Origin of the sequence: Selenomonas timonae (assembly GCF_014250475.1) — a bacterium.
GTDB classification, from domain to species: Bacteria; Bacillota; Negativicutes; order Selenomonadales; family Selenomonadaceae; genus Centipeda; species Centipeda timonae.
The window spans coordinates 770,488-795,080 of the sequence record NZ_CP060204.1; the positions used below are offsets into that span (position 1 = coordinate 770,488).

Genomic DNA, 24,593 nt, shown 5'->3' on the forward strand with positions numbered 1-24,593 from the left:
TGAAAGGGGAAGGGGAGACACAATGGATCAGAAGCATATCCGCAATTTTTCCATCATCGCCCACATCGACCACGGCAAATCCACCATCGCCGACCGCCTCATCGAGTACACGGGCACACTCAGCGAGCGCGAGATGGAGGCGCAGGTGCTCGACAGCATGGATCTCGAGCGCGAGCGCGGCATCACGATCAAGGCACAGACCGTGCGCCTCGACTATCGCGGCGAGGACGGCGAGATGTACGAGCTGAACCTCATTGATACACCGGGGCACGTCGACTTCAACTACGAGGTCTCGCGCAGCCTTGCCGCATGCGAGGGCGCGCTCCTCGTCGTGGATGCGGCGCAGGGGGTGGAGGCACAGACGCTCGCGAACGTCTACCTTGCGCTTGAACATGACCTCGAGATCGTCCCCGTCATCAACAAGATCGACCTGCCGAGCGCGGAGCCTGACCGCGTGAAGCATGAAATCGAGGATACCATCGGTCTCGACACGAGCGCCGCCGTCCTCGCCTCGGCAAAGACGGGACTCGGCATCAAGGAAGTACTCGACGCTGTTGTTGCCTATATCCCGCCGCCTGAGGGCGACCCCGAGGCGCCGCTGCGCGCGCTGATCTTCGACTCCTATTTCGACCCGTACAAAGGCGTCATTGCAAATGTGCGCGTCAAGGAGGGAACGATCAAAAAGGGCATGAAGCTGAAACTCATGGCGACGGGCAAGACCTTCGATGTGACGGATGTCGGCTGCTTCCGCCCGCAGCCCGTCGATACGGGTGAACTCGGCACGGGCGAGGTCGGCTTCATCGCGGGCGCACTGAAGGATGTGCGCGATGTGCGCGTTGGTGACACCGTGACGGGCGCGGAGAGACCCGCTGCCGAGGCATTGCCCGGATATCGCGGCGTCACGCCGATGGTCTTCTGTGGACTCTACCCCGAGGACAGCAAGGACTACGACAACCTGCGCGAGGCGCTCGAAAAGCTCCAGCTCAACGACGCCGCGCTCGTCTTCGAGCCGGAGACCTCCATTGCGCTCGGCTTTGGCTTCCGCTGCGGCTTCCTCGGACTCCTCCACATGGACGTGATCCAGGAGCGTCTTGAGCGCGAGTACAACCTCGGGCTCATTATGACGGCGCCCTCCGTCGTCTACCACGTCTACCGCACGGACGGCACAATGCGTGAGGTCAGCAACCCCGCCGACCTGCCGCCGACGACCGAGATCGACCACATCGAGGAGCCGTGTGTCAAGGCGACCGTCATCGTCCCGAAGGACTACGTCGGCGCGGTCATGGAGATCTCGCAGGAAAAGCGCGGTGTCTTCCAGACGATGGACTACCTCGACGCAACGCGCGTCATGGTCATCTACCACATCCCGCTGAACGAAATCCTCTACGACTACTTCGACCGTCTGAAATCCGCGACGCGCGGCTACGCGTCCCTTGACTACGAGCTGATTGACTACCAGACCTCGAATCTCGTGAAGCTCGACATCCTCCTCAACGGCGATCCCGTGGACGCGCTCTCGACCATCGTCCACCGCGATCGCGCCGTTGCGCGCGGCCGTCAGCTTGCCGTCAAGCTCAAGGGCATCATCCCTCAGCAGATGTTTGAGATCCCAATCCAGGCGGCGATCGGCAGCAAGATCATTGCGCGCGAGAACGTGCGCGCGCGCCGCAAGGACGTTCTGGCAAAATGCTACGGCGGCGACATCACGCGCAAGCGCAAGCTGCTCGAAAAGCAGAAGGAGGGCAAGAAGCGCATGAAGGCGGTCGGCAGCGTCGAATTGCCCCAGGAGGCGTTTATGGCGGTTCTCAAGATTGATGAGTAAGACTTGGGGGCTCTATGCCCACATCCCTTATTGCGTGAAAAAATGTGCATACTGCGACTTCGTCTCTGCCGCAAATGCAGCTGCGGCGGAGATGGAGGATTATGCGGCGGCGCTGCGGGCGGAGATTCTGCGTGAGGCGCCGCCGCTTCGCGCGCTCTGGGGCGATGTCACGACCGTCTACCTCGGCGGCGGTACGCCGACCGCGCTGCCTGCCGTGCTTCTCACGCAGATCCTCGACACCATCCATGAGGCGGCAGGGGAGCCTCTTGAATGCACGGTGGAGGTGAACCCGGGCACGGTGGACGAGGAACATCTCGTGCAGCTCAGAGCGGCGGGCGCGAACCGCCTCAGCCTCGGCGTACAGAGTTTCGATGATCGACTGCTACGCGTCATCGGGCGCATCCACACGGCGGAGGAGGCGCGCGCGGCAGTCCGCGCGGCACGTGCGGCGGGTTTCGATAATCTCAGCCTCGACCTCATGTATGCGCTGCCAACGCAGACTCTTGCTGATCTGAAGCAGAGTGTCAACGAAGCACTCGCTCTCGCGCCTGAACATATCTCTGTCTATGGTCTCATCGTGGAGGAGGGCACACCATTTGCCGCTGCAGAGGCGGCGGGACGGCTCACGCTCCCCGATGAGGATGCGGCGGAGGAGATGTACGACTATCTGATGGCGGAGCTGCCCGCGCGTGGTTACCGCCGCTACGAGATCTCGAACTTTGCGCGCGCGAGCTATGAGAGCCGGCACAATCTTGGCTATTGGAGGAACATCCCCTATCTCGGCGTCGGTGCGGCGGCGCACGGCTATGTGGACGGCGTACGCTGGGGCAATGAGACGGACGCGCGTCGTTACATCCGCGCCATCCGTACGGGCGCGTCTGTCCGCACGCCCGAGGACGCGGAGCGCACAGCGGTGAACGCGATGGAGGAGTATGCCTTCCTCGCCCTGCGCACAGCGGAGGGAATTGATGAGGCGGATTTTTATCGCACATTTGGCGTGAGCATTGATGCCGTTTATAGCACTGTGATCACGCAGCAGATCAAGCGCAACCTGCTGTGCCGCGCGCAGGGGCATATCGCCCTTACGGCGGCAGGTATGAAGCTGGGCAACGAAGTCTTTGCCGCATTTTTACACGACGAATGATTCCATTAGATATAAATTTGTGCTATGATAGGTATTGTTTCACGTTGTTATCATCCGAAAGGAGAAAATCTATGAAAACATTGACCATGATCGAGATGGCGGGCTGCCCTTACTGCGCGAATGCCCACCGCGCGATGGACGCGCTGCGCGCCGAGGGCGGCTCGTATGCGGATGTGACAGTCGATTTCATCGACGAGAACCGCGAACCCGAGAAGACGCAGCTGTTTGCAGGACAGTACTACTACGTGCCGAGCATCTTCATGGATGGTGAGAAGCTCTACGAGGCACAGCCGGGGCATAGCTACGACAAGATCTATGCCGAGGTAAAGCATGCGTTCGATGCAGTGCGTGAGAAAACGCACAATTCATGAAAAATATGACAAAGTTGCATGAGAAAAACGAAAATAAAACTTGTAAAATTATCTGAAATCCAGCATAATAACGAATGTGCTATTTTCACAATATACATAAAGATCCTCGCGGATGCGATCGTGTACGGGTAGCGCGGCGGCGTTCACGAGGGGAAAAACAAGATGAGGTGAGTTTATGCATCAACCCGTTACTGACAATCCATTTGTCATCATGTTCATCAACATGGTCATCGTCTTCGCTGTTCTGACAGTGATCTGGGGGCTCATCGAGCTGACCCACAGACTTGACCCGACGAAGAAGAAGGAAGAGCCGCCTGCGGCGGTGTCTGCCGCTCCTGTGCCCCCCCCCGCAGCCCCCGCTGCGCCTGCTGTTCCGGCGGGGCTGTCCATGGAGACCGTTGCCGTCATCGCAGCAGCCGTCACCGCCTGTGGCTACAGCGTGGAGCAGATTCATGCGATTCGTCCGGCAGAGCAGCCCGTGTGGCGCAACTTCGGCCGTACGCAGGGAATGCGCACCGCGCGCTGAGGAGGGAGTGAGATACTATGGATTTTATCAATGCATTTACCGTCTCCCTGCAGGCCGTCGTCGATGGCAGCGGATTCGTGGGAATGACCGGCGGCAACGTCATCATGATCGCGGTCGGACTCATCCTGCTCTATCTCGCCTTTGCACGCGACTTTGAGCCGCTGCTCCTCAGCCCGATTGCATTCGGTTGTATCCTTGCGAATATCCCGTTCAACGGCTTTGAGGAGCCGGGCGTCATGTCCGCGATCGGCATGGGTATCAAATACGAGATCTTCCCGCCGCTCATCTTCCTCGGCGTCGGTGCGATGACGGACTTCGGACCGCTGATTGCACGTCCCTCGAGCCTTCTCATGGGCGCTGCGGCACAGTTCGGCGTCTTTGTTGCTCTCCTCGGTGCGATGTGGTTTGGCTTCACGGCACAGGAGGCAGGCTCCATCGGCATCATCGGCGGTGCGGACGGTCCGACGTCGATCTACCTCGCGACCAAGATGGCACCGCATCTCCTCGGCGCGATCGCCGTTGCGGCATACACCTACATGGCTCTCGTTCCGCTCATTCAGCCGCCGGTTATGCAGCTGCTCACCTCCAAGAAGGAGCGTGAGGTCATCATGGAGCAGGCGCGTGAGGTCACGAAGTTCGAGCGTATCGCATTCCCGATTGTCTCGACTATCTTCATCAGCCTTCTCCTCCCGTCCATCACAGCTCTTCTCGGTATGCTGATGCTCGGCAACCTCTTCCGTGAGAGCGGCGTGACGGATCGTCTCTCCGATACGGCGCAGAACGCGCTCATCAATACGGTCACGATCTTCCTCGCGCTTGGCACGGGTCTCACGATGAGTGCAGAGAACTTCCTCGTTGCTGAGACCATCCTCATCATCTTCCTTGGTTTTGTCGCCTTCATCTTTGGTACGGCGGCAGGCGTTGTCCTCGGCAAGATCATGTGCCGCGCGACGGGCTGGAAGGTCAACCCGCTCATCGGCTCTGCGGGCGTTTCCGCTGTTCCGATGGCGGCACGCGTCAGCCAGATCGTCGGCATCAAGGCAAAGCCGGGCAACTACCTCCTCATGCACGCCATGGGACCGAACGTCGCCGGTGTTATCGGCACGGCGGTTGCGGCAGGTACGATGCTCGCGATGCTGATGTAACCCCGTTTCCTCCTATAAAGATTTCGGAGGCAGGATAGCTCCCTGTCTCATATACCCCTAGCATTTGACAAAATCCTCCTTCATATGTACTATGAGGGAGGATTTTTCGTTCGCGCTGTTCTTCCACCTGCGCGAAAACATGTCAATATTTTTACAACGGAAGGAAGATACTATGCGCGGAACATTCTACGGCATCGGCGTTGGCCCCGGCGACCCCGAGCTGCTCACCGTCAAGGCAATCAAGGCGATCGAGGCGGCGGACGTCCTCATCGCCCCCAAGACCGAGAAGAAGGAGGGCAGCGTCGCCCTCGAGATCGCACGACCCTACCTCAAGGATGACATCGAGATCGTCTACCAAGTCTTCCCGATGGTCAAGGACTTTGCAGAGGACACGGGCGCATGGGAGGCGAACAAGGCGGAGATCCTCGCGCTGCTGAACGCGGGCAAGAACGTCGCCTTTCTCACCCTTGGCGACCCCATGTTTTACAGCACCTACATCTATGTTTTCCGCCTCCTCGAGCATGAGGACGTGGACATCGTAACGATCCCCGGCATCCCCGCCTTTGCCGCGATCGGCAGCCGCGTCGGCAGACCGATTGTCGAGGGCAACGACATCCTCGCCATCATCCCCGGCACGGCAGACAAGAAGCACCTCGAGGAGGTCATGGCGGTCGCAAGCAGCGCTGTCGTCATGAAGGTCTACCACAACTCCGCAGAGATCATCGACCTCCTGCGCCGCAACAATATGACGAAGGAGGCGGTGCTGGTCAGCCGCGTTGGACTCGACGACGAGCGCATCATTCACGACCTCGAGGCGCACGCCGACGAGAAGTTGAACTACCTCTCGACCATTCTCACGCGGAGGAGCTGACATGATGACGAAAACATGGACAGCCACCCTTCTCACGGCACTCACACTCGCTCTTACGGCATGCGGCGCGCCCGCTACGCAGGAGAGCACGTCAGGCACCTATGCCACAATTACGGACGACAACGGGCGCACGGTCAATTTTGACAAGAAGCCCGAGCGCATCGTCGTCACCTCCGCCTCCTTCCTCGAGCCACTCTACGCCGTCGGCGGCGAGGTCGTCGGCAGACCTGACTCCAAGTCGAAGATCCCCGATGCGGCGAAGAACGTCACGAGTATCGGTCGCGTCTACCAGATCGACGCGGAGAAGGTGCTCTCCCTCACGCCCGACCTCGTCATCCTCAACAAGGGCATGAACGAAAAGCTCGTCGAGACACTTGCGGCGAACAACGTCAACACCCTCGTCCTCGACATGAAGACCTACGACGACGTGAAGCGCGAGATCGGCATCTTTGCTGCGCTCACGGGCGAGAAGGCAAAGGGAGAGGAACTCACATCGAAGATGGATTCGGACATCGCCGCCGTGCGCGCCTCGATTCCCTCGGACAAGAAGCGCATTGCGATCATCCACAGCACGGGGCAGGGACTCTCCGTCCAGCTCGACGGCAGCATTGCAGGCTCGATTGCAAACATGCTCGGCTGGGAGAACACGGCGAGCGGCATGACCGCGCTCGACAAGAACCCCGACGCTGCGCCCTACAGCATGGAGACGCTCGTTGCGCAGAACCCTGACATCATCTTCGTCACGAGCATGGGCGAGGAGTCGGAGATTCGCGCCTCGATGGAGGCGATGTTCGCGGAGAGCCCCGCATGGCAGAGCGTCAGCGCCATCCGTGACGGCAAGGTTTACTACCTGCCGCAGGAGATGTTCCTCTTCAGCCCCGGCATCGAGTACCCTGAGGCGGTCAAATATATGGCGAGGCTCGTCTATCCATGAAAAAGCGGATAGTCCTGCTCGTCTTCTTTGCCGTACTCGCGGCATTCTCAATGATGATCTCGGCGGCAAAGGGCTCGGTTGACATCCCGCTCGCGGAGATCATCGGCATCCTCGGCGGTGCGCAGGACACGGCGCACGCGCAGATCCTCTGGAACATCCGTCTGCCGCGCACCATCGTTGCCGCCCTCGTTGGGATCAATCTCTCCCTATCGGGCGCGATCCTGCAGGCGATCCTGCGCAACCCGCTCGCCGACCCGCATATCATCGGCATCTCGTCGGGCGCGGGGCTTGCGGGCATCTTCATCATGCTGATGCTGCCGGGCGCGGCGTGGCTCATCACCCCCGCAGCGTTCGGCGGGGCGATGCTCGCCGCGCTGCTCATCTACATCCTCGCGTGGCGCGATGGCATCCGCCCGACGCGCATCATCCTCGCGGGCGTTGCCGTCTCGGCATTCCTCGGCGCGGGCATCTCCGCAATGATGATCCTCTACAGTGACCGCGTGCACAGCGCGCTGATGTGGATGGTCGGCGGACTCTCCGCGCGCAGCTGGCCGCATGTCGATCTGCTGCTGCCCTATACGATTGTTGCGGGACTCCTCGCACTCATGGCGGCACAGCGGCTCAACATTCTCCAGCTCGGCGACGATATGGCACGTGGCATCGGACTTGCCGTCGAGCGCACGCGCATCATGCTCACGGCGGTTGCCGCGCTCCTCGCCGCGAGCGCTGTCTCCGTCGTGGGGCTGCTCGGCTTCGTTGGGCTCATCGTCCCACACGCAGCACGCCTCATGATCGGGGCAGACTACCGCTTCCTCCTGCCGGCGGCGGCGCTTCTCGGCATCGCCGTCGTCACGCTCAGTGACACGGCGGCACGGCTGCTCTTTGCACCGCTCGAACTGCCCGTTGGCATCATCATGGCGGTCGTCGGTGCGCCGTTCTTCCTCTATCTCCTCAGGAGGCAGCTATGAGTGCCGGGATGAGCACCCGCAATCTGTGCGTGAAGATTGCGGGCAAGGAAATCCTCCACGGGCTGAACGTAGAGATAGCCGCAGGGCGGCGCACAGCCATCATCGGCCCGAACGGCGCGGGCAAGACCACCCTCCTACGCGCGCTTGCGGGGCTGAACCGCCGCTACACGGGCGAGATCATGCTCGATGGGCGCGAGCTTGGCAGCTACGCGGAAAAGGAGCTCGCACGCGTGCGCGCCATCCTGCCGCAGGAGCGTGCAGCGGCGCAGGGGCTCACGGTAGAGCAGCTCGTTACGTATGGACGCTTTGCCCACGCAGGGCTCTTTCAGACGCATGCCGACGCGGAGGATCGCGAGGCAATCGCGTGGGCGATGGAGACCGCGCACGTCTCCGCCTTTGCAGAGCGCGAGGTGCACACCCTCTCGGGCGGCGAGCGGCAGCGCGTCTTTCTCGCAATGGCGCTCAGTCAGCGCCCGCGCCTCCTCCTGCTCGACGAGCCGACCACCTATCTCGACGTCGCGCATCAGCTGCGCGTCATGGAGATCATCTCCGCGCTCAACCGCGTGCACGGCATGACCATCCTCATGGTGCTGCACGACATGGCGCACGCCATGCAGTACGCCGACGACATCGTTCTCGTAGAGGCGGGGCGCGTCGTCGCAACGGGCACGCCCACCGAGGTGCTCACCGAGGAGCGCATTGCCGCCGTCTTCGGCGTCGAGGTCGAAATCTTCACGAACAGTCGCGGCATCCGTGTGCCGTCTCCCGTGGCACTTGTGGGGGAATAGATCATTGTTTGAACGGGTGTAGGATAACCTGCATCCGTTCTTTTTTGCACCAAAATAAATTGACAACGCACAAAAAAATTCATACAATGTAGACAAACAGACAAAAGGAGGTGACATCATGGCACAGGCAAGTGTGAGCATTCGGATGGATGCAGACCTCAAGCGGCAGTTCGACGAATTCTGCTCCGAGATCGGGATGACGATGACGACAGCGTTCTGCGTTTTTGCAAAGACGGCAGTGCGCGAGCGTAAGATCCCGTTCGAGATCTCGGCAGAGCGCAGCGATCCGTTTTATTCGGAGAGCAACATACGTTATCTGGAAGCCTTAAAGCGAGATATTGAGGCAGGAAATGCGCATTTCGCCAAACATGAACTGATTGAGGTGGTTTGATGGAGCTGCTTTGGGAAGACCGTGCATGGGAAGAATATCTGTACTGGCAGACGCAGGACAGGAAGACCTTGAAGCGCATCAATGCCATCGTGCGTGATATTCAGAGAAATCCGTCGGATGGCATAGGCAAGGCAGAGCCGCTTCGAGGGAATCTCAGCGGATGGTGGAGCAGACGCATTGACGATGCGAACCGTGTTGTCTACTATGAACAAAACGGGATTATTCACATTGCCTCCTGCCGTGGGCATTACGAAAAGTAATACCGCTAGGAAAACGCTGATAAAATAGAAACTCCCCATGTATGGAGTGAATTGGGCTCTTTGCGCTCAGATGAGCAAACATAAACTCAAAATTATAACCTGCTATAAATTTTTTCGACAATAGGTCTTGCAATTTATTCCCGCACGTGCTATGATGAAATCGTTCCAAGGGAAGAGAATGAATCGCGAAAAGGAAACATGGACACTTCAGCGACATCTCACTCCTTTGGAAATCAGATGTTTTCTGTTTTACAGAAGGAGGAGTTTCTCATGAAGAAGACTCTCGTATCCGCACTCGCAACGGCTCTCGTTGTCGGTGCAGCAAGCACGACGTTCGCTGCGGCGAACCCGTTCTCCGATGTGCCCCGTGACCACTGGGCATACGATGCTGTGACCCAGCTCGCCGCTGATGGCGTTGTTGAGGGCTACGGCGACGGCACCTATCGTGGTGACCGCAACATCACGCGTTATGAGATGGCGCAGATGGTTGCAAAGGCAATGGCAAAGGGCGATATGTCCGCTTCGGATCGTGCGCTCGTTGACCGCCTCGCAGCTGAGTTCGCAGACGAGCTCAACAACCTCGGCGTCCGCGTCTCGAACCTCGAGCGCAACGCTGACATGGTGAAGTGGAATGGCAAGCTCGAGTATACGTATACGAGCCAGCGTCTCGAGGGAAAGGATCGTGAGAATGATGATCATCTCATGTTCCGTCTCGAGCCGAGTGCAGAAGTCAACAACCACTGGCATGTGAATGCACGTCTCGACAGTGCGTACAACATGAAGAGAGATGAGGGCGACGACAGCACTGTTACGCTGAAGCGCGCATGGGCACAGGGCGACTATGACAACTTTATGGTGAAGCTCGGCAAGATGGAGCTTCTCTCTTCGGAAGCATATGCTGCTCCAGGCGCGATTGTCTTTGATCAGGAGTTCTCGGGTGCAGAGGTCAGCTTCGGTAAGGATGTGCAGGTTACACTCCAGGCTGGTCGTGTGAACCTTGAGGACACCTTTAAGAGCAAGGCTTTGGATCTGAATGCGGCTCTGGTGGCTGATGGCGGCAGCTATGATCGCAGCAAGACGGCGAACTATCAGCACGTTGGTCTCCAGTACAACAAGAACAATTTTGTTGCAGGTGCTGACTACTATCGTCTCGGCTCGGAAGCTTTCAGCGATGGATTCACGAAGAACGACAAGGAGCGCTTTGGCATTTGGGGTCTGAACCTCGGCTATCACTTCGATAAGAACAGCTTCCTCTCTGGTGCATATGCACACAACACCGGCATTGACGACAGCACGTGGAAGAAGTCCTATCAGGTCAGCTATGACTATAAGGGCGCACAGTCTGAGGACAAGGGGTCGTGGGGCGCATATGTTGCCTATCGTTACCTTGGCGGTGCATCGCCCTCTGCGACGCAGGATGGTGCTCTGTTCGGTTCGAAGGGCGTTGAGCTCGGTACGAACTACACGCTGTTTAAGAATGTCATTCTTTCCGCGAAGTACTTCAAGGGCAAGACCATTGAAAAGCAGGCTGATGACAAGGTTCAGCAGCTCTTCGGCCGCGTTGAGTTCCTGTTCTAAGAATTCACGTCACGTACTGCGGCACACGCCGCATAGTAAAATCCCCCTCCATTCGGAGGGGGATTTTTAGTGTGAAAAACTTATAGCACATATAACAATATGTGCTATAATAAACAAAAGGGAGATGAGTCCATGCGCAGCTATTCGTCACGGGAAGTTATCAAGATACTCAAAGCGGATGGATGGTATGAGGTGCACTGTGTCGGTGATCATCATCAATTCAAGCATCCGACGAAGAAGGGGCGCGTTACTGTACCGCATCCCGTGAAGGATGTTACGCAATTTGTTTTAAAACACATTTCGGAGCAGTCCGGCATTGTGTTTACCTAGGAGGATGATTCTTGTGAAGGATAACTATATCTTTCCTGCTGTTTTTCACGTGGATGAGGAAGGTGTTTCGGTCTGCTTCCCGGATTTGCCGGGCTGTTTGACCTGTGCTGATACGATGGAGGAGGCTTTTGTCCGTGCGAAGGAGGCTGTTCAGCTCCATCTCTATGGGATGGAGGAGGATGCAGAGGAGATTCCCTCTCCCACGTCTCTGATGCAGATTAAGACATCGCGGGGGGAGACCATTGGGCTGATCGAGGCGTGGATGCCGCCGTTCCGTGAGAAGATGAGCAACAAGGCGACGAGCAAGACGGTTACAATTCCACGGTGGCTTGATATCCTAGCGCGTCGCGAAAAAGTAAACTACTCGCATTTGCTACAGTCTGCGCTGAAATCTTACCTCGGTGTTACTGAGAATCCCTCACAGAGTATGAGGGCGTGAATGTCATCTCTTAGATATTGCGATCTTCCTATGAGAAATCCCCCTTTCCGAACAAGCGGAAAGGGGGATTTTGCGGTTCTTATTTACGCAGATACGTCGATGCTGTTTCCGAGACTCGGATCGATGCTTGCCGTGGTTTCCTCGATGAGGTCGAGGGCATCCTTGCCGGAGTCCATTGCCATCTTTGCGACGGCAATGCCGAGGCTCTGCTGTGCCTGTGCCTGGTGCATACCGACTGACATCTGTGCGATATCCATTGTAAGATCCATTTTATTCTCCCCCTATACATAGATGCTGAAGAGGTTCAGCATATTTGAGTAGCGTGACATGGTGGGCAGGGATCTGCCGTTGAGCATGTTCGCAGCGTAGTTCAGCTGGCCGCCAATCGCCTGCTCCATCGAGGGGATGACGCGGCTGCGCGACATCTGCGCGTACTGTGCGTGGCGGTCGGCGCGTCCTGCGAGGCCTCCCTTGCCGAGGATTGCCTCGGACTGTGCGGGCGAGTCGGTGAGGGCACGGGCGAGACGGCTCTCGTTCACGCTCATCTTGCCTGTCTTGGCATCGACGGTGATGCCCATTTTGGCGTAGGAGTCCGCCTTGTATGTGGTGTCGGAGAACTCGGTGACGAGCTGACGGACCCCCTTGCCGAGGCTCTTGTTGTCCTGCAGGAAGTCGCTGGTCTCGTTGTACTCGCTGACGAGATCCTTGACGTTGTCGATGGCGGCCTTGAGCTTGTCGCTGTAGGTCTTGGAGCCGTCGGCGTTGGTCTTGATGTCGGAACTGTTCAGCTGGAAGTCCGTATTGCTGAGCTTGCCGGCGGACTTTCTGAGATCCTTCATGTTGCTGTCGTACTCGGCGTAGAACTTCGAGCTGGTCTCAGCGTAGGACTTGCGGAGGTTTCGCGCCTGGTTGGCGATCTCCATGATGGAGCTGAGTTCCTGTGCGCTCGACTCTCTGCTGCGATACTGCGCGGAGTAGAGGCTGGATCCTCTCTGCCGACGTGTCTTCTGATCGCCAAAGAGTGCTGCGGTTGCGTCCGTGCGCGAGTTGTTGGCGTAGAGCGAGCTGTAGATGCTGCGTGCTGCGCCGGTCATCTGCGATATGGTTGCCATATATGGTCCCCCTTCCATGGTAATGGCATGGGCATAATTTCCTATGTATATTATATCGTTTTTTGTGGAAATGTCATTAGTTTTGGGAGAAAAATTTATTGCGGAGCGTTTGATTTGTGGTAGAATAGGAAAATATTTGGAAGGAGGTGCGGCTTGAGGGCTGCATTTATGACGCTCGGCTGCAAGGTAAATCAGTTCGAGACGGAGACGATGGAGGGGCTGTTCCGCGCGCGTGGCTATGAGGTCGTGCCGTTCGAGGAGCGAGCGGAGGTCTATGTCATCAATACGTGTTCGGTGACGCATCTGAGCGACCGCAAGTCGCGCCAGCTGATCCGCCGTGCGGCGCGCACAAATCCATCTGCGTGCATTGCGGTGACGGGCTGCTATGCGCAGGTTGCACCCGAGGAGATCCGCGCGCTCGAGGGCGTGCGCGTTGTGATCGGGACGAAGGAGCGCGCGCGCATCGTGGACTATGTGGAGGAGGCACTGCGCGCGGATACGGGCGCGATCGGAACGATCACGGACATCATGCAGGCGCGCGTCTTCGAGGATATCCCGCTGCACGCGCTGCCTCATCGCACACGTGCATTTCTGAAGATCGAGGACGGCTGTCAGAATTTCTGCACGTTCTGCATCATTCCCTATGCGCGCGGCCCCGTGAAGTCGCGCGAGCTCTCGGCGGTCGCGCGCGAGATGAAGCTGTTGACGGAGGCGGGCTTTCATGAGGTGGTGCTGACAGGGATTCACCTCGGCGCATACGGGATTGATCTCAGAGATCGTCCGACGCTCGCGGATGCGTGCCGCACGGCGCTCGCCGAGGAGGATCTGCGGCGTCTGCGTCTCGGCTCGCTCGAGTCGGTGGAACTGTCGGCGGAGCTCCTCGAACTGATGCGGACAGAGCCGCGTTTCGCGGCGCATCTGCATCTGCCGCTGCAGGCGGGGAGTGATAACGTGCTGCGCGCGATGAACCGTCACTACGATACGGCGGCGTTTGCCACGCTGCTCGAAGATGTGCGGCGGGCGGTGCCGGGGGTGGCGATCTCGACGGACATCATCGTGGGCTTTCCGGGCGAGACAGAGGAGGATTTTGCGGCGGGGCTGGACTTCGTGCGCGCAATGGGCTTTGCGCGGATGCACGTCTTCCCGTACTCGCCGCGCAAGGGGACGCCTGCGGCGCGGCGGAGCGATCAGGTGCTACCGATGTTGCGCAAGGAGCGCGCGGCGCGGATGCAGGCGCTCGCGGATGAGTTGGCAGAGGAATATCATCGCGCAGCGCTCGGCTCGGTCGCAGATGTGCTCTTTGAGACTTCGGCGGACGGCGTGACGGACGGGCTGACGGAGACGTATATCCGCGTCTATACGGATGCGCCCGTCACGCGCGGGGAGATTGCGCCCCTGCGGCTCACGCATCTCTATCGTGACGGCGTGTGGGGGGAGCCGACTGCAAAATAAATCCTTGACAGCGCTGTCCGTATCTGCTATTATAATCAAGTCGTCAAGACATGTGACTCAGTAGCTCAGCTGGATTAGAGTATTTGACTACGAATCAAAGGGTCGGGGGTTCGAATCCCTCCTGGGTCACCACTATGGACATAACGTCGACTGAGGTCGGCGTTTTTTTGTGCTTTTTTATTCTCAATAAAGGTACTGAGAATGAAAATATGAACGGCGTTCATTTTTCTCTTTTCAAATCCATTATTTTTCGCTATAATAGTCGTGTACGACGAAAGAAAGGGTGAAGTTCTTTTGGAGGAGAAGATGGGCCGCCGAGAACGCAAGAAGCTGCAGTCGCGCCGTATGATTTTGGAGGCGGCGATCAGCGAGTTCTCGAAGAAGGGCTACAAGGACACGTCCGTTGCGGATATCATGAGCACCGCCGATCTCGGGATTGGGACGTTCTACAATTATTTCAACTCGAAGGAGGATCTGCTGTTCTCCCTGCTCGGACGCCTGAGCGAGATGATCCGCATGGCGCTCGCGGAGGCGCGTGCGGCAGAGCGTACGTCGCTGGAGCTTCTGGAGCTCGGCGCACGCGTGACGGCGAAGTTCCTCGATGAGAACCGCTTTGTGATGCCGCTCTTTCTCTCAGGTTCACACCACGGCGGACATCTGGGCGGCGAGGGCGCGCCGCATCCGCACGCAGGCAAACCGCCGAGCAGCCGCATGACGCCGCAGATCAAACAAGTCTTCGCGGAGATTATCCGCGAGGGGCAGGAGGCGGGCGAGATCCGCGACGATGTGCCTGTCGATCTGATTGCGGAGATGTTCCACTCGCTCTATCAGGCGGCGGCGTTTAGCCACCTTGATTTGACCTATCAGGAGAATATCGCGCTCAAGACGCGCCTCCTGCTCGATGGTATCCGCAAGCGGGATGAGCAGCCCGTGTGTGGGTGATTTTGGACTTTTGTGTATTTGACTTAGGAGATCTCGATGATCAGTGTAACGAAGCTTCTTTTTATGGATGAATACTATGGCGATACGCTGCGCTACGGGCATAACGCGCATCGCATGAAGAGCGGTGCAGCGGAGGGGATGGGACCCGTTGTGGTCTGGAACTCGACGCGCACGTGCAATCTGCGCTGCCGTCATTGCTATATGGAGTCGGACGGGCAGAAATATGACGGCGAGCTGACGACGGAGGAGGCAAAGCGGTTCATCGACGGCCTTGCCGAGTTCCGCGTGCCCGTACTGCTCTTCTCGGGCGGCGAGCCGCTGATCCGCCCCGATTTCTTTGAGCTGGCGGAGTATGCGCGTAATCTCGGCGTGCGCCCGACGCTCTCGACGAACGGGACGCTCATCACTCGCGAGATGGCGCAGCGGATCAAGGATCTCGGCGTCGGCTATGTCGGCATCTCGCTCGACGGGCTCGCGGACGTGAACGATATGTTCCGTGGGGTCGAGGGCGCGTATCAGCGTGCGATGGAGGGCATCGAGAACTGCGTCGCCGTGGGGCAGCGTGTGGGGCTGCGGTTTACGATCAACCATCACAATATCATGGAGCTCGATAAGATCTTTGACTTTATCGAGGAGAAGGGCATCAACCGCGTCTGCTTCTACCACCTCGTCTACTCGGGGCGCGGCGGCCAGATGATGGATGAGGATGTGACGGCGGAGGAGTCGCGGCGTGCGATGGATACGATCATCGCGCGGACGAAGGACTTTGAGGCGCGCGGTCTGAAAAAGGAAATTCTGACGGTGGACAACCACTGCGACGGGGTCTATATGTATCTGAAGGCACTCGCGGAGGGGAACGATGCAGGGGCGGAGCAGATCAAGAAGCTGATCGGCGCGAACGGCGGCAACCGCTCGGGCATTGCGTTCGGTGAGGTCGATCACCTCGGCTATGTGCATCCCGATCAGTTCACGCAGCACCATACGTTCGGCAATGTGCGTGAGCGCAAGTTTGGCGATATCTGGCAGGATATGACGCATCCGATTCTCGCGGGGCTGAAGGACAGGAAGCCGCTGCTCAAGGGACGCTGCGCGAAATGTCAGTACCTCAGCTGGTGCAACGGGAATTTCCGCACGCGTGCCGAGGCGCGGACGGGGGACTTCTGGGAGTCCGATCCGTCCTGCTATCTAACGGATGAGGAGATCGGCGTTCGGGAGGCTGCTGTATGAGTGCCCCGATGGAGGCGGCGCACGCCGCACAGGGCACGATGGGGGCGCATCCGCACGCAGCGGGACACCCTGCGGGTGCAGGACATCCCCACGCGCATATGGGCGGTCATCCCGGCGGACATCCACACGGTATGGGTCATCCCGGAGGGCACCCTGCGGGGATGCCGAAGGGGCATCCGAAGGGCGTTGCGGGCGGCGGGGTAAAGATCATCTCGTGGAACACGACGAACGCTTGCAATATGTACTGTGCCCACTGCTACCGCGACGCGGGCTGCCGCGCAGACGAGGAACTCTCGACAGAGGAGGGCAAGAAGCTCCTGCGCGAGATTGCAAAGGCGGGCTTCCGCATCATGATTTTCTCGGGAGGGGAGCCGCTGACGCGCCCCGATATCCTCGAACTTGTTTCCTATGCGCGTGGGCTTGGGCTCATCCCCGTGTTTGGCACGAACGGGACGCTCATCGACCTGCCGATGGCAAAGGCTCTCAAGGAAGCGGGCGCGTGCGGGATGGGCATCTCGCTCGACTCGCTCGACAAGAATAAGCACGATACGTTCCGCTCGTTCCCCGGCGGTTGGGACGGCGCGGTACGCGGGATGATGAACTGCCGCGAGGCAGGGCTGCCGTTCCAGATCCATACGACGGTAATGGATTGGAACGCGCACGAGCTTGAGGCGATGACGGACTTCGCCGTGGAGATCGGAGCGAAGGCACATCATTTCTTCTTCCTCGTGCCGACTGGACGCGCGGAGACGATCGAGGAGGAATCGCTGCGTGCAGAGGCGTATGAGGATGTCCTCTCGCGCATCATGCGGAAGCAGGAGACGGTGGACATCGAGCTGAAGCCGACATGTGCGCCGCAGTTCCTGCGCATCGCCGATCAGCTCGGTGTGGACACGCGCTTCTCACGCGGATGTCTGGCGGGGCTGACGTACTGCATCATCAGTCCGCGTGGCAAGGTACAGCCGTGTGCGTACCTCAACCGCGAGCTGGGGGATGTGCGCGAGACGCCGTTTGATGAGATCTGGGCGAAAAACGAGGTGTTCAAGGAGCTACGTACGCTCGACTACGGCGGCGGCTGCGGCTCATGCAACTACAAGAAGGCGTGCGGCGGCTGTCGTGCGCGTGCGGCGTACTACCATGGCGGTGACTTCATGGCGGAGGAACCGTGGTGCCTCTACCACGGGCGGCGCGGAGAAGCGTAATGGAATAGACGAAAGCCCCCTGACGACTGGTCAGGGGGCCTTTGTGTTGCTATTGAGATAAATATGTGTATAATAGAGAAAGAGAACCAAAGACAAGCAATGGCGGCGACCTTCTTCACCTTCCCAATCATGTAAGTGGGAGGTGGTGCATATGGACAGCTACGAGTGCATACTGATTCTGGTATTCGCTACGGGTTACATCCTCGCAGTATCAAAGAAATAACCGCCCTGCCTTCGAAACCGGAGCGGTTAAATCGTTTCCCGTGAAGAGGTAGCCGCTTTGTCGCGGTTCTCTTTTTTGTATGTTCATTATAGCAGACATTTGTCTGCTTTGCAAATTTAATCTTCTTTGACGCTCAGCGCACGCATGGCGTTGAAGATGGCGAGGACGGTGACGCCGACATCGGCGAAGATTGCCGCCCAGAGTCCTGCCCAGCCGATGGCGCCAAGGACGAGGACGACTGCCTTGATGCCGATGGCGAAGACGATGTTCTGCCACGCGATGCTCATGGTCTTGCGCGCGATATCGATTGCGGTTGCGATCTTTCGCGGCTCGTCGGTCATGAGCACGACATCTGCTGCCTCGATTGCCGCATCCGAGCCGAGTGCACCCATCGCAATGCCGACATCGGCACGCGCAAGCACGGGCGCATCGTTGATGCCGTCGCCAACGTAGGCGAGGGTCTTGCCCTCGCCCTGTGCGGCAAGGAGTGTCTCGACCTGCGCGACCTTGTCCTGCGGGAGGAGCTCGGCGTGGACGGTGTCGATGCCGAGGCGCTTGCCGACACTCGCGCCGATTGGACGTGTGTCGCCCGTGAGCATAACGGTCTCACGGATGCCGCGCTCCTTCAGTGCGCGGATCGCCTCTGCCGCGTCCTCCTTGATCTCGTCTGCGACGTGGACGACGCCTGCGAAGCGCCCGTCAACAGAGAGGTAGACCGCGCCCGTGTGTGGGATGGGCGGGATGTTTACCGTGTTCTTTGCTGTGAGGAGGTCATGCGTGCCGAGCAGGATGAAATGTCCGTTGATGTGCGCGGAGATGCCGCGGCCCGCGTTTTCCTCGAGCGCGTGTACATCCGTCTCCTCGGTCGTGTTCCCGCCGCCCGTGAAGGCGCGGAGGATCGAGCGTCCGATCGGATGGGTGGAGTAGCGCTCGGCGTTCGCCGCGTAAAAGAGCACGTCTTCCTCTGCGAATCCCTCGGCGGGGATGACGCTCGCGACGTGGAAGCTGCCCTTTGTGAGCGTGCCCGTCTTGTCGAATACGACGGTGTCCGCCTTTGCCAGAGCCTCAAGGTAGTTGCCGCCCTTGATGAGGATGCCCGCGCGGCTCGCGCCGCCGATCCCCGCGAAGAAGGAGAGCGGAACGGAGATGACGAGGGCGCAGGGACAGGAGATGACGAGGAAGGTGAGTGCGCGGTAGATCCACATGGAGAAGGGATCACCCGTGACAAGTGGCGGGATGATGGCGAGCAGCACGGCGCCGATGACGACGGCGGGCGTGTACCAGCGGGCAAAGCGTGTGATGAGTGTTTCGGTGGTCGCCTTCTTATCCGTCGCCTCCTCCACGAGCGAGAGGATGCGCTCGACGGTCGATTCCTCGTATGGGGTTGTGACGCGCACTTCAAGCACGCCCGACTGGTTGATGCAGCCGCTGATGATCTCATCGTTTACACGCACCGCACGCGGCATGGATTCGCCTGTCAGAGCGGAGGTGTCGAGGTGACCCTCGCCCTTCGTGATGATGCCGTCGAGCGGGACGCGCTCGCCCGGACGGACGATGATCGTCTCGCCGACCTCGACCTCGTCGGGGAATACCTCCTCCTCTGCGCCGTCTCTGAGAACGCATGCCGTGTCGGGGCGGATATCCATGAGGGAGGAGATGGAGCGGCGGGAACGCTGCACGGCGTAGCCTTGGAACCACTCGCCGATCTGGTAGAGCAGCATGACGGCGACGCCCTCGGAGTAGTCGTTGAGTGCAATCGCGCCGATGGTGGCGACCGCCATGAGGAAGTTCTCGTCAAAGACGCGCCCGTGGCGGATATTGACTGCCGCACGCCAGAGGATGTCCCAGCCGATGAGCGCGTATGCTGCGAGGAGGAGCACGACACCGACGGTCGTGTCTTCGAGGATCATTCCCGGGATGAAGAGTGCTGCTGCTCCGCCGATGCGCATGAGCATCCGCTTCTGTTTCTTCGTCATGCCTGCTGCCCCCTTTTTTCTTTGTTACGCTTCGAGTACGGCGTCCGGCTCGATGGTCTTGACAATCTTCTTGATCTCCGCGAGCACTGCGTCAAAGCGCTCGTCCTCTGCGTCGAGCGTCATGCGCTCGCTGAGGAAGTTGACGCGCACCTTGTTCACGCCCGAAACCTTTGCAGCCGCATCCTCGATCTCCTGCGCGCAATGTGCACAGTCGAGTTCACGGATCTTGAATGCCTTCTTCATGAGTATCGTCTCCTTTATTCAAATAACGTATGAACAACTATTCATACGTTAAGTATAAAGAAAGATGGGGAGGATGTCAAGCGGTAAGGCAAAAATAGTGTGGGAAGAAAAATCCCCTGCAGATTCGTCATCTGCAGGGGAATACATCGTTATGGATTACAGCCGGAACTTCGATGTGATCTCGTTGAGCTTGCTCGCAGTCTGCGCGAGGGATTCGGCGCTGTCGCTCACGTCGTGCAGGCTTGCGCTCTGCTCCTCGGAGGCGGCGGCGACGGTCTCTGCGTTCGCGCCCGTCTTCTCGGCGACGGCGCTGATGTTCTGCGCGTTGCCGACGACATCCTGCATATCCTGCGCTGTGTGGTCGACCGCCTGACTGATGTGTGCGATGCTGTTGCGTACGTCGTCGAGACGTTTCTGGATGGAGTCGAAGCTCTTCTCCGTCTCGACCGTGACCTCCTTGCTCGCGGCGACCTTCTCCTCGGCATTTGCAATCGCACCGGCGGCGAACTGGATGCTCTCGATCATCTGGCTGATCGTCTGCTCGATCTCATTCGTGGCGGCGGAGCTCTGCTCGGCGAGCTTGCGCACCTCCTCGGCAACAACGGCAAAGCCACGTCCCGCCTCGCCCGCACGCGCCGCCTCGATGGCTGCATTGAGGGCGAGGAGGTTTGTCTGACCCGCAATCTCGCGGATGGTGGTGACGACGTTCTTGATGGCGTCGGAGCCGGTGACGAGTTTCTCCGAGACGCGTGAGATCTCGGTCATGGAGTCGCTGACGGTTGCGTTTTGCTGCACGAGCTGCTGGATGTACTTCATGCCCTGATTTGCATCCTCGACAGCGTCGCTTGCGGTCTGGTTCGCGTGGACACCGCTCGCGCTCATCTCCTCGGTGCGTGCACTGACCTGCTCAATGGCGGTTGAGATCTCTCCGATGCTGCTGTTGTTGTGCACGGCGTCGGATGCGACATCCGTGATCGTGTGCGCGATGCTCTCGGAGACCTGCATCTGCGACTGCACGGAGGTCGAGAGCGAGTCACTCTCCTTCGAGAGGTTGTCCGCCTCGGTCTGGATCGAGCGGACGATGTGATGGAGGGCGTCCTTCATCTCAAGCAGTTCGTTTGCCATGTCGCCGATCTCATCGTTCCATGTCGCGCGTGTGCCCTGGAAGGAGAGGTCGAGCTTGCCGAGCTTACCAACATCGCCGCGCAGCTTGATGAGGCGGCTCGCAAGCTTTCGTGCATACCATGTGGCGGCGACACCGATGCCGATGATGCCGACAATGCTGATGATGAGCACGATGATAAAGACGTGATCGACGTTGCTGTTCAGCTTCTCGAGCTGCTGCTCCTGTACAGCCGTCTGGGTCTCGGCTGCCTTGTCAAAGAGTGCGTCGATCTCGTCCGCCTTCTTGCGCAGTTCGTTGGATGCCGTTGTTGCTGCCTCAATATCGTTGCGCTGGTAGAGGGAAATGATATCCTTCGTCTTCTCGGTGTAGTCGCTCACAGCCTTGCGCAGCGTCTCACCGCGCTCCTTTGCGTCGGCGTTGACCGCGTGGGCGGCAAAAATGTCGAGCTGCTCGGATGCCTTCTTGAGCTCGTTCTCCGTATCCGTCGCACGGTTCGCGTCGCGCGTGATGATGTAGCCGCGCAGCTCGCTCAGACCCTGATGGAAGTCATCCTCGGCCTCGAGCAGAGTGATGCTGTTCTTGACCGTCACGGAAAGCAGATGCTGATACTCTGCACTCGTCGACTTGAACTCATAGAGCACGACGGCGAGCAACACGATCATCAGTGCGATGACGCTGCCGACCAACCCCGTGAGCTGCAGCCCGATGGGCATTCGCTGTCCCATAAAAATCCTCCTCGTTTCCTTCCCACGGTCACATTCCTGCGTGTTCTCAGGCACTGTGACGCCATATATATGCATAAATATTTTGCGCTTGATGGGACGACTTGTCAATCCCTTTTTTAGAATGAGAAAAATTTTTTTCTAAAACAGACACAGGCTATTGCAATGAGGCAGGGAATATGATAAATTTACATCCATAAATTTCCTGCCTGCACGATGCACTGGGCGCTCGCTGTGGATGACGGGGGCGGTGCACGCACTTTTGGAACGATTAGCCGGCCTTGGTGAGGGAGTACCTCGGGACTTGGTGGGATGATTAGTGTCTGCACGACGGAATCTTTGATATATATTGTGCATAGACGACCAAATGACGGCAGGAAATCGAAGCTGGTGCATTCACCAGCTTTTCTTTTTGTCCAAAATGCGGTACAATGAAACGAGTGGCTTATGTAGGAGGTCTTTGTTGTCGATTCTATTGTTATGGTAGAAAAGTGCATTACACATATGATAAGGTCGAGCGGATCGAGATGCGCCGCTCTCTGAGGGCGCGGAAGCCGCGCCGACGACAGGCGCGATGCAGGGGGAAATCGGACGTGACGCGCTTGCCGCGCATACCTATTATCATGTGGTGCACGGCAGCGAGTCGTTTGAGGCAAAAGGGAGATTCCTTTTAGAAAGGATACATTATGTTTACATTCAAAGGGGACGGCTTCCCCAGTTTTCATGGTATTGTGCCGCAGATTCACGAGGAGGCGTTCGTCGCTCCGCAGGTATTCCTCTCGGGCGATGTACGCATCGGACAGTATGCGAGTCTCTGGCCGGGCGTCGTCGCGCGCGGTGATGTCAACTACATCTCGGTCGGCGACTGCTCGAACATTCAGGATCTCACGTGCCTGCACGTTGCGGACGACAATCCGTGCATCATCGGCGACTATGTGACCGTCGGGCACAGTGCGTGCGTCCACGGCTGTGAGATCGAGGATCACGTGCTCATCGGTATGGGCGCGGTTATCCTGACGGGGGCAAAGATCGGGCGTGGATCCATCATCGCCGCAGGTGCTGTCGTGAAGGAGAATGCCGTCATCCCGCCGAACTCCCTCGTTGCAGGGGTTCCCGCGAAGATCGTGCGTGAGAATATCGACCGCGTCGCGACCATCCATGCGCAGGCGCTCAAGTACAAATGTGAGTGGGCAGTGGAGTACGGTGTCTATCCCGAGATCGGCGGCGAGCGCTTCCACGGCGAGAAGGTCATTTGATGGCGGAGGAGGATCTCGTCCGCCAGCCGCACGGGCGTGAGCAGCAGGTCAAGATGGAGATCGTCTCCATGATTCATGGCGGCGAGTCGCCCTACGATGTGATTTTTCACGTTGCGCAGTGGCTTGAGAAAACCTCGGGTGAGCCGGGCTACGCACAGTATGTCGAAGACGCTATGCGCGCGGTGTATGGCTGTGCACTCATGCACGTGCGCCCGATGGAGGACGAGCTGCGCGATGTGGAGGAACGCCTTGCGCGCATCCGCATCGCCTACGAGAAGCCGGAGTTCACGGAGGAGGAGAAGAAGCGCATTCGCTTCGCCATCGACCTGCACGTGAAGAACATCGCCCGCCTCAAGGAGTGCATTGCACGCGCGAAGGCGAACGGTGAGACGGCGGAGATTGTCAAGAACTAGACCGATTTGGCGCGCAATTTTATACATAAAAATCATAAAGCCCATACCTTGCGCGTATGGGCTTTTTTGTGATAAAATATAGACAAATCCCAGAATTGCGGGATGATTTTGAGAACTGAATCGTGTCGTTAGGAGGAAAGGATCATGAAGATTTCGACCGTAAAGAAAGTTTTTGCGGCGGGCGCAGTCCTCGCTGCAGCGGCGGTACTCTTCACAGGATGCAACGGCAACTCCGGCGTGGAGGGCAAGAAGTTCATCAACATTGGTACGGGCGGCACAGCGGGCACGTACTACCCCATCGGCGGCGCGATTGCCGAGATCCTGACCAAGGAGATTCCCGGTACGGAGGCGAGCGCGCAGAGCACGGGCGCGTCCGTTGCCAATGTCAATATGCTTGGTGACGGGACGATCGATCTTGCGACGGTGCAGAACGACATCGCGTATTATGCCGCGAACGGAACGGAGATGTTCAAGGACAAGAAGATCGACGGGCTGCAGGGCATCGCGTCGCTCTATCCCGAGACCTGCCAGTTTGTGACGCTGAAGTCCTCTGGGATCAAGAGCCTCTCAGAACTCAAGGGGAAGCGTGTTGCCGTCGGCGCAGTAGGCTCCGGTGTGGAGGCGAATGCGCGCCAGATTCTCGAGGCGTATGGTGTTACCTATGATGATATCGACGAACAGTTCCTCTCGTTCGCTGAGGGGGCAAGCGCGCTGAAGGACGGCAATGTGGATGTCGCCGTTCTCACAGCGGGCTATCCGACGGCGTCTGTGCAGGACATCGCCGCACAGAATCCGATTCGGCTCCTCCCTGTGGACGAAAATATTGCAGACCGCCTGATGGCGAAGTATCCGTTCTACACGAAGACCGTCATTCCCGCAGGGACCTATGCGGGCTTTGATGAGGCGGTGCCGGGCGTCTCCGTTATGGCGATGCTCGTCGCGGGACCCACGGTGAACGCTGACCTCGGCTACAGCGTGACGAAGGCGATCTTCACGAATCTCGACCGTCTGCAGACGGCGCATGCCGTCGGCAAGCAGATCTCGAAAGAGATGGCAAAGAGCGGCATGTCGCTGCCGATGAACGAGGGTGCGGAGAAGTATTTCAGCGGAAAGTGAGTGCGGATTTGACGCG

Annotated in this window: 26 protein-coding genes and 1 tRNA gene; 22 read left to right on the forward strand and 5 right to left on the reverse strand. The window is 58.6% G+C overall.

The window, feature by feature from the left end:
• Positions 1-22: 22 nt before the first annotated feature.
• The 14 genes from lepA to H1B31_RS03675 all read left to right on the forward strand — a co-directional run bounded on the left by lepA (position 23) and on the right by H1B31_RS03675 (position 11,567).
• Entirely contained in the window at positions 23-1,822 is a 1,800-nt protein-coding gene (gene lepA / locus H1B31_RS03610) for a translation elongation factor 4 (protein WP_185980931.1), read from the forward strand.
• Positions 1,815-2,966 (forward strand): radical SAM family heme chaperone HemW, encoded by a 1,152-nt coding sequence (hemW, locus tag H1B31_RS03615; protein ID WP_185980932.1) that lies wholly within the window; start codon positions 1,815-1,817, stop codon positions 2,964-2,966. Before lepA ends, hemW begins: the two co-directional genes overlap by 8 nt.
• A 71-nt stretch (positions 2,967-3,037) precedes the next feature.
• Complete coding sequence (locus H1B31_RS03620) at positions 3,038-3,337, forward strand: glutaredoxin domain-containing protein (protein ID WP_185980933.1); 300 nt, start codon at positions 3,038-3,040, stop codon at positions 3,335-3,337.
• Positions 3,338-3,512: 175 nt separating this feature from the next.
• Positions 3,513-3,863, forward strand: a complete 351-nt coding sequence (locus H1B31_RS03625; RefSeq protein WP_185980934.1) for an OadG family protein — start codon at positions 3,513-3,515, stop codon at positions 3,861-3,863.
• 17 nt (positions 3,864-3,880) lie between these two features.
• Entirely contained in the window at positions 3,881-5,008 is a 1,128-nt protein-coding gene (locus H1B31_RS03630; protein ID WP_009656510.1) for a sodium ion-translocating decarboxylase subunit beta, read from the forward strand.
• A gap of 172 nt (positions 5,009-5,180) precedes the next feature.
• Complete coding sequence (gene cobI, locus H1B31_RS03635; protein WP_009656527.1) at positions 5,181-5,879, forward strand: precorrin-2 C(20)-methyltransferase; 699 nt, start codon at positions 5,181-5,183, stop codon at positions 5,877-5,879.
• Between the two features lie 4 nt (positions 5,880-5,883).
• Positions 5,884-6,813, forward strand: coding sequence for an ABC transporter substrate-binding protein (locus tag H1B31_RS03640; protein ID WP_037346413.1), 930 nt, complete (start codon positions 5,884-5,886; stop codon positions 6,811-6,813).
• Positions 6,810-7,781, forward strand: a complete 972-nt coding sequence (locus H1B31_RS03645; RefSeq protein WP_009440833.1) for a FecCD family ABC transporter permease — start codon at positions 6,810-6,812, stop codon at positions 7,779-7,781. The genes H1B31_RS03640 and H1B31_RS03645 overlap by 4 nt, the downstream gene beginning before the upstream one ends.
• On the forward strand, positions 7,778-8,569 hold the full coding sequence (locus H1B31_RS03650; RefSeq protein ID WP_185980935.1) for an ABC transporter ATP-binding protein: 792 nt from the start codon (positions 7,778-7,780) through the stop codon (positions 8,567-8,569). The genes H1B31_RS03645 and H1B31_RS03650 overlap by 4 nt, the downstream gene beginning before the upstream one ends.
• A gap of 118 nt (positions 8,570-8,687) precedes the next feature.
• Positions 8,688-8,960, forward strand: coding sequence for a type II toxin-antitoxin system RelB/DinJ family antitoxin (locus H1B31_RS03655; RefSeq protein ID WP_009440835.1), 273 nt, complete (start codon positions 8,688-8,690; stop codon positions 8,958-8,960).
• Complete coding sequence (locus tag H1B31_RS03660) at positions 8,960-9,220, forward strand: Txe/YoeB family addiction module toxin (RefSeq protein ID WP_009440836.1); 261 nt, start codon at positions 8,960-8,962, stop codon at positions 9,218-9,220. The genes H1B31_RS03655 and H1B31_RS03660 overlap by 1 nt, the downstream gene beginning before the upstream one ends.
• Positions 9,221-9,490: 270 nt before the next feature.
• Positions 9,491-10,798 carry an S-layer homology domain-containing protein gene (locus H1B31_RS03665; protein WP_185980936.1) on the forward strand — a complete coding sequence of 436 codons (1,308 nt, stop codon included), beginning with the start codon at positions 9,491-9,493 and terminating at the stop codon, positions 10,796-10,798.
• Between the two features lie 132 nt (positions 10,799-10,930).
• Complete coding sequence (locus H1B31_RS03670; RefSeq protein ID WP_185980937.1) at positions 10,931-11,128, forward strand: type II toxin-antitoxin system HicA family toxin; 198 nt, start codon at positions 10,931-10,933, stop codon at positions 11,126-11,128.
• A 13-nt stretch (positions 11,129-11,141) separates the two neighbouring features.
• On the forward strand, positions 11,142-11,567 hold the full coding sequence (locus H1B31_RS03675) for a type II toxin-antitoxin system HicB family antitoxin (RefSeq protein WP_185980938.1): 426 nt from the start codon (positions 11,142-11,144) through the stop codon (positions 11,565-11,567).
• Between the two features lie 83 nt (positions 11,568-11,650).
• Here the strand turns inward: H1B31_RS03675 and H1B31_RS03680 are convergent, their stop codons facing one another.
• Complete coding sequence (locus H1B31_RS03680; protein ID WP_185980939.1) at positions 11,651-11,836, reverse strand: YjfB family protein; 186 nt, start codon at positions 11,834-11,836, stop codon at positions 11,651-11,653.
• A 12-nt stretch (positions 11,837-11,848) separates the two neighbouring features.
• The gene (fliD, locus tag H1B31_RS03685) at positions 11,849-12,679 is read right to left on the reverse strand and encodes a flagellar filament capping protein FliD (RefSeq protein WP_185980940.1); all 831 of its coding nucleotides are present in this window, start codon (positions 12,677-12,679) and stop codon (positions 11,849-11,851) included.
• Positions 12,680-12,832: 153 nt separating this feature from the next.
• On the opposite strand from fliD, the gene mtaB reads away from it, so the two are divergent.
• The 5 genes from mtaB to nirJ2 all read left to right on the forward strand — a co-directional run bounded on the left by mtaB (position 12,833) and on the right by nirJ2 (position 17,502).
• Positions 12,833-14,131 (forward strand): tRNA (N(6)-L-threonylcarbamoyladenosine(37)-C(2))-methylthiotransferase MtaB, encoded by a 1,299-nt coding sequence (gene mtaB / locus H1B31_RS03690; RefSeq protein ID WP_185980941.1) that lies wholly within the window; start codon positions 12,833-12,835, stop codon positions 14,129-14,131.
• Between the two features lie 54 nt (positions 14,132-14,185).
• Positions 14,186-14,263, forward strand: a tRNA-Arg gene (locus H1B31_RS03695).
• Between the two features lie 174 nt (positions 14,264-14,437).
• Complete coding sequence (locus tag H1B31_RS03700) at positions 14,438-15,073, forward strand: TetR/AcrR family transcriptional regulator (protein ID WP_185980942.1); 636 nt, start codon at positions 14,438-14,440, stop codon at positions 15,071-15,073.
• A gap of 36 nt (positions 15,074-15,109) precedes the next feature.
• Positions 15,110-16,300, forward strand: coding sequence for a putative heme d1 biosynthesis radical SAM protein NirJ1 (gene nirJ1, locus H1B31_RS03705; protein WP_185980943.1), 1,191 nt, complete (start codon positions 15,110-15,112; stop codon positions 16,298-16,300).
• An 8-nt stretch (positions 16,301-16,308) separates the two neighbouring features.
• Positions 16,309-17,502, forward strand: a complete 1,194-nt coding sequence (gene nirJ2, locus H1B31_RS03710) for a putative heme d1 biosynthesis radical SAM protein NirJ2 (protein WP_185981220.1) — start codon at positions 16,309-16,311, stop codon at positions 17,500-17,502.
• Between the two features lie 339 nt (positions 17,503-17,841).
• Here nirJ2 and H1B31_RS03715 read toward each other — a convergent pair whose 3' ends face one another.
• The 3 genes from H1B31_RS03715 to H1B31_RS03725 form a co-directional block, all read right to left on the reverse strand.
• Complete coding sequence (locus H1B31_RS03715; RefSeq protein ID WP_185980944.1) at positions 17,842-19,701, reverse strand: heavy metal translocating P-type ATPase; 1,860 nt, start codon at positions 19,699-19,701, stop codon at positions 17,842-17,844.
• A 24-nt stretch (positions 19,702-19,725) separates the two neighbouring features.
• Positions 19,726-19,944 (reverse strand): cation transporter, encoded by a 219-nt coding sequence (locus H1B31_RS11400; RefSeq protein ID WP_185980945.1) that lies wholly within the window; start codon positions 19,942-19,944, stop codon positions 19,726-19,728.
• 156 nt (positions 19,945-20,100) lie between these two features.
• A complete protein-coding gene (locus H1B31_RS03725) occupies positions 20,101-21,795 on the reverse strand; it encodes a methyl-accepting chemotaxis protein (RefSeq protein WP_185980946.1) in 1,695 nt (564 codons plus the stop codon).
• A gap of 683 nt (positions 21,796-22,478) precedes the next feature.
• Here H1B31_RS03725 and H1B31_RS03730 point away from each other — a divergent pair.
• The 3 genes from H1B31_RS03730 to H1B31_RS03740 all read left to right on the forward strand — a co-directional run bounded on the left by H1B31_RS03730 (position 22,479) and on the right by H1B31_RS03740 (position 24,577).
• Positions 22,479-23,048, forward strand: a complete 570-nt coding sequence (locus tag H1B31_RS03730; RefSeq protein WP_185980947.1) for a gamma carbonic anhydrase family protein — start codon at positions 22,479-22,481, stop codon at positions 23,046-23,048.
• Positions 23,048-23,461, forward strand: a complete 414-nt coding sequence (locus H1B31_RS03735; RefSeq protein WP_009440852.1) for a hypothetical protein — start codon at positions 23,048-23,050, stop codon at positions 23,459-23,461. The genes H1B31_RS03730 and H1B31_RS03735 overlap by 1 nt, the downstream gene beginning before the upstream one ends.
• A gap of 144 nt (positions 23,462-23,605) precedes the next feature.
• Positions 23,606-24,577, forward strand: a complete 972-nt coding sequence (locus H1B31_RS03740) for a TAXI family TRAP transporter solute-binding subunit (protein WP_185980948.1) — start codon at positions 23,606-23,608, stop codon at positions 24,575-24,577.
• The last annotated feature ends 16 nt before the right edge of the window (positions 24,578-24,593 follow it).

What these genes read in the sequence shown, in the direction of transcription:
- lepA (WP_185980931.1), top strand. Translation starts at nt 23, where the DNA reads ATGGATCAGAAGCATATCCGCAATTTTTCCATCATCGCCCACATCGAC.
- hemW (WP_185980932.1), top strand. Translation starts at nt 1,815, where the DNA reads ATGAGTAAGACTTGGGGGCTCTATGCCCACATCCCTTATTGCGTGAAA.
- H1B31_RS03620 (WP_185980933.1), top strand. Translation starts at nt 3,038, where the DNA reads ATGAAAACATTGACCATGATCGAGATGGCGGGCTGCCCTTACTGCGCG.
- H1B31_RS03625 (WP_185980934.1), top strand. Translation starts at nt 3,513, where the DNA reads ATGCATCAACCCGTTACTGACAATCCATTTGTCATCATGTTCATCAAC.
- H1B31_RS03630 (WP_009656510.1), top strand. Translation starts at nt 3,881, where the DNA reads ATGGATTTTATCAATGCATTTACCGTCTCCCTGCAGGCCGTCGTCGAT.
- cobI (WP_009656527.1), top strand. Translation starts at nt 5,181, where the DNA reads ATGCGCGGAACATTCTACGGCATCGGCGTTGGCCCCGGCGACCCCGAG.
- H1B31_RS03640 (WP_037346413.1), top strand. Translation starts at nt 5,884, where the DNA reads ATGACGAAAACATGGACAGCCACCCTTCTCACGGCACTCACACTCGCT.
- H1B31_RS03645 (WP_009440833.1), top strand. Translation starts at nt 6,810, where the DNA reads ATGAAAAAGCGGATAGTCCTGCTCGTCTTCTTTGCCGTACTCGCGGCA.
- H1B31_RS03650 (WP_185980935.1), top strand. Translation starts at nt 7,778, where the DNA reads ATGAGTGCCGGGATGAGCACCCGCAATCTGTGCGTGAAGATTGCGGGC.
- H1B31_RS03655 (WP_009440835.1), top strand. Translation starts at nt 8,688, where the DNA reads ATGGCACAGGCAAGTGTGAGCATTCGGATGGATGCAGACCTCAAGCGG.
- H1B31_RS03660 (WP_009440836.1), top strand. Translation starts at nt 8,960, where the DNA reads ATGGAGCTGCTTTGGGAAGACCGTGCATGGGAAGAATATCTGTACTGG.
- H1B31_RS03665 (WP_185980936.1), top strand. Translation starts at nt 9,491, where the DNA reads ATGAAGAAGACTCTCGTATCCGCACTCGCAACGGCTCTCGTTGTCGGT.
- H1B31_RS03670 (WP_185980937.1), top strand. Translation starts at nt 10,931, where the DNA reads ATGCGCAGCTATTCGTCACGGGAAGTTATCAAGATACTCAAAGCGGAT.
- H1B31_RS03680 (WP_185980939.1), bottom strand. Translation starts at nt 11,836, where the DNA reads ATGGATCTTACAATGGATATCGCACAGATGTCAGTCGGTATGCACCAG.
- fliD (WP_185980940.1), bottom strand. Translation starts at nt 12,679, where the DNA reads ATGGCAACCATATCGCAGATGACCGGCGCAGCACGCAGCATCTACAGC.
- H1B31_RS03700 (WP_185980942.1), top strand. Translation starts at nt 14,438, where the DNA reads ATGGGCCGCCGAGAACGCAAGAAGCTGCAGTCGCGCCGTATGATTTTG.
- nirJ1 (WP_185980943.1), top strand. Translation starts at nt 15,110, where the DNA reads ATGATCAGTGTAACGAAGCTTCTTTTTATGGATGAATACTATGGCGAT.
- nirJ2 (WP_185981220.1), top strand. Translation starts at nt 16,309, where the DNA reads ATGGAGGCGGCGCACGCCGCACAGGGCACGATGGGGGCGCATCCGCAC.
- H1B31_RS03715 (WP_185980944.1), bottom strand. Translation starts at nt 19,701, where the DNA reads ATGACGAAGAAACAGAAGCGGATGCTCATGCGCATCGGCGGAGCAGCA.
- H1B31_RS11400 (WP_185980945.1), bottom strand. Translation starts at nt 19,944, where the DNA reads ATGAAGAAGGCATTCAAGATCCGTGAACTCGACTGTGCACATTGCGCG.
- H1B31_RS03725 (WP_185980946.1), bottom strand. Translation starts at nt 21,795, where the DNA reads ATGGGACAGCGAATGCCCATCGGGCTGCAGCTCACGGGGTTGGTCGGC.
- H1B31_RS03730 (WP_185980947.1), top strand. Translation starts at nt 22,479, where the DNA reads ATGTTTACATTCAAAGGGGACGGCTTCCCCAGTTTTCATGGTATTGTG.
- H1B31_RS03735 (WP_009440852.1), top strand. Translation starts at nt 23,048, where the DNA reads ATGGCGGAGGAGGATCTCGTCCGCCAGCCGCACGGGCGTGAGCAGCAG.
- H1B31_RS03740 (WP_185980948.1), top strand. Translation starts at nt 23,606, where the DNA reads ATGAAGATTTCGACCGTAAAGAAAGTTTTTGCGGCGGGCGCAGTCCTC.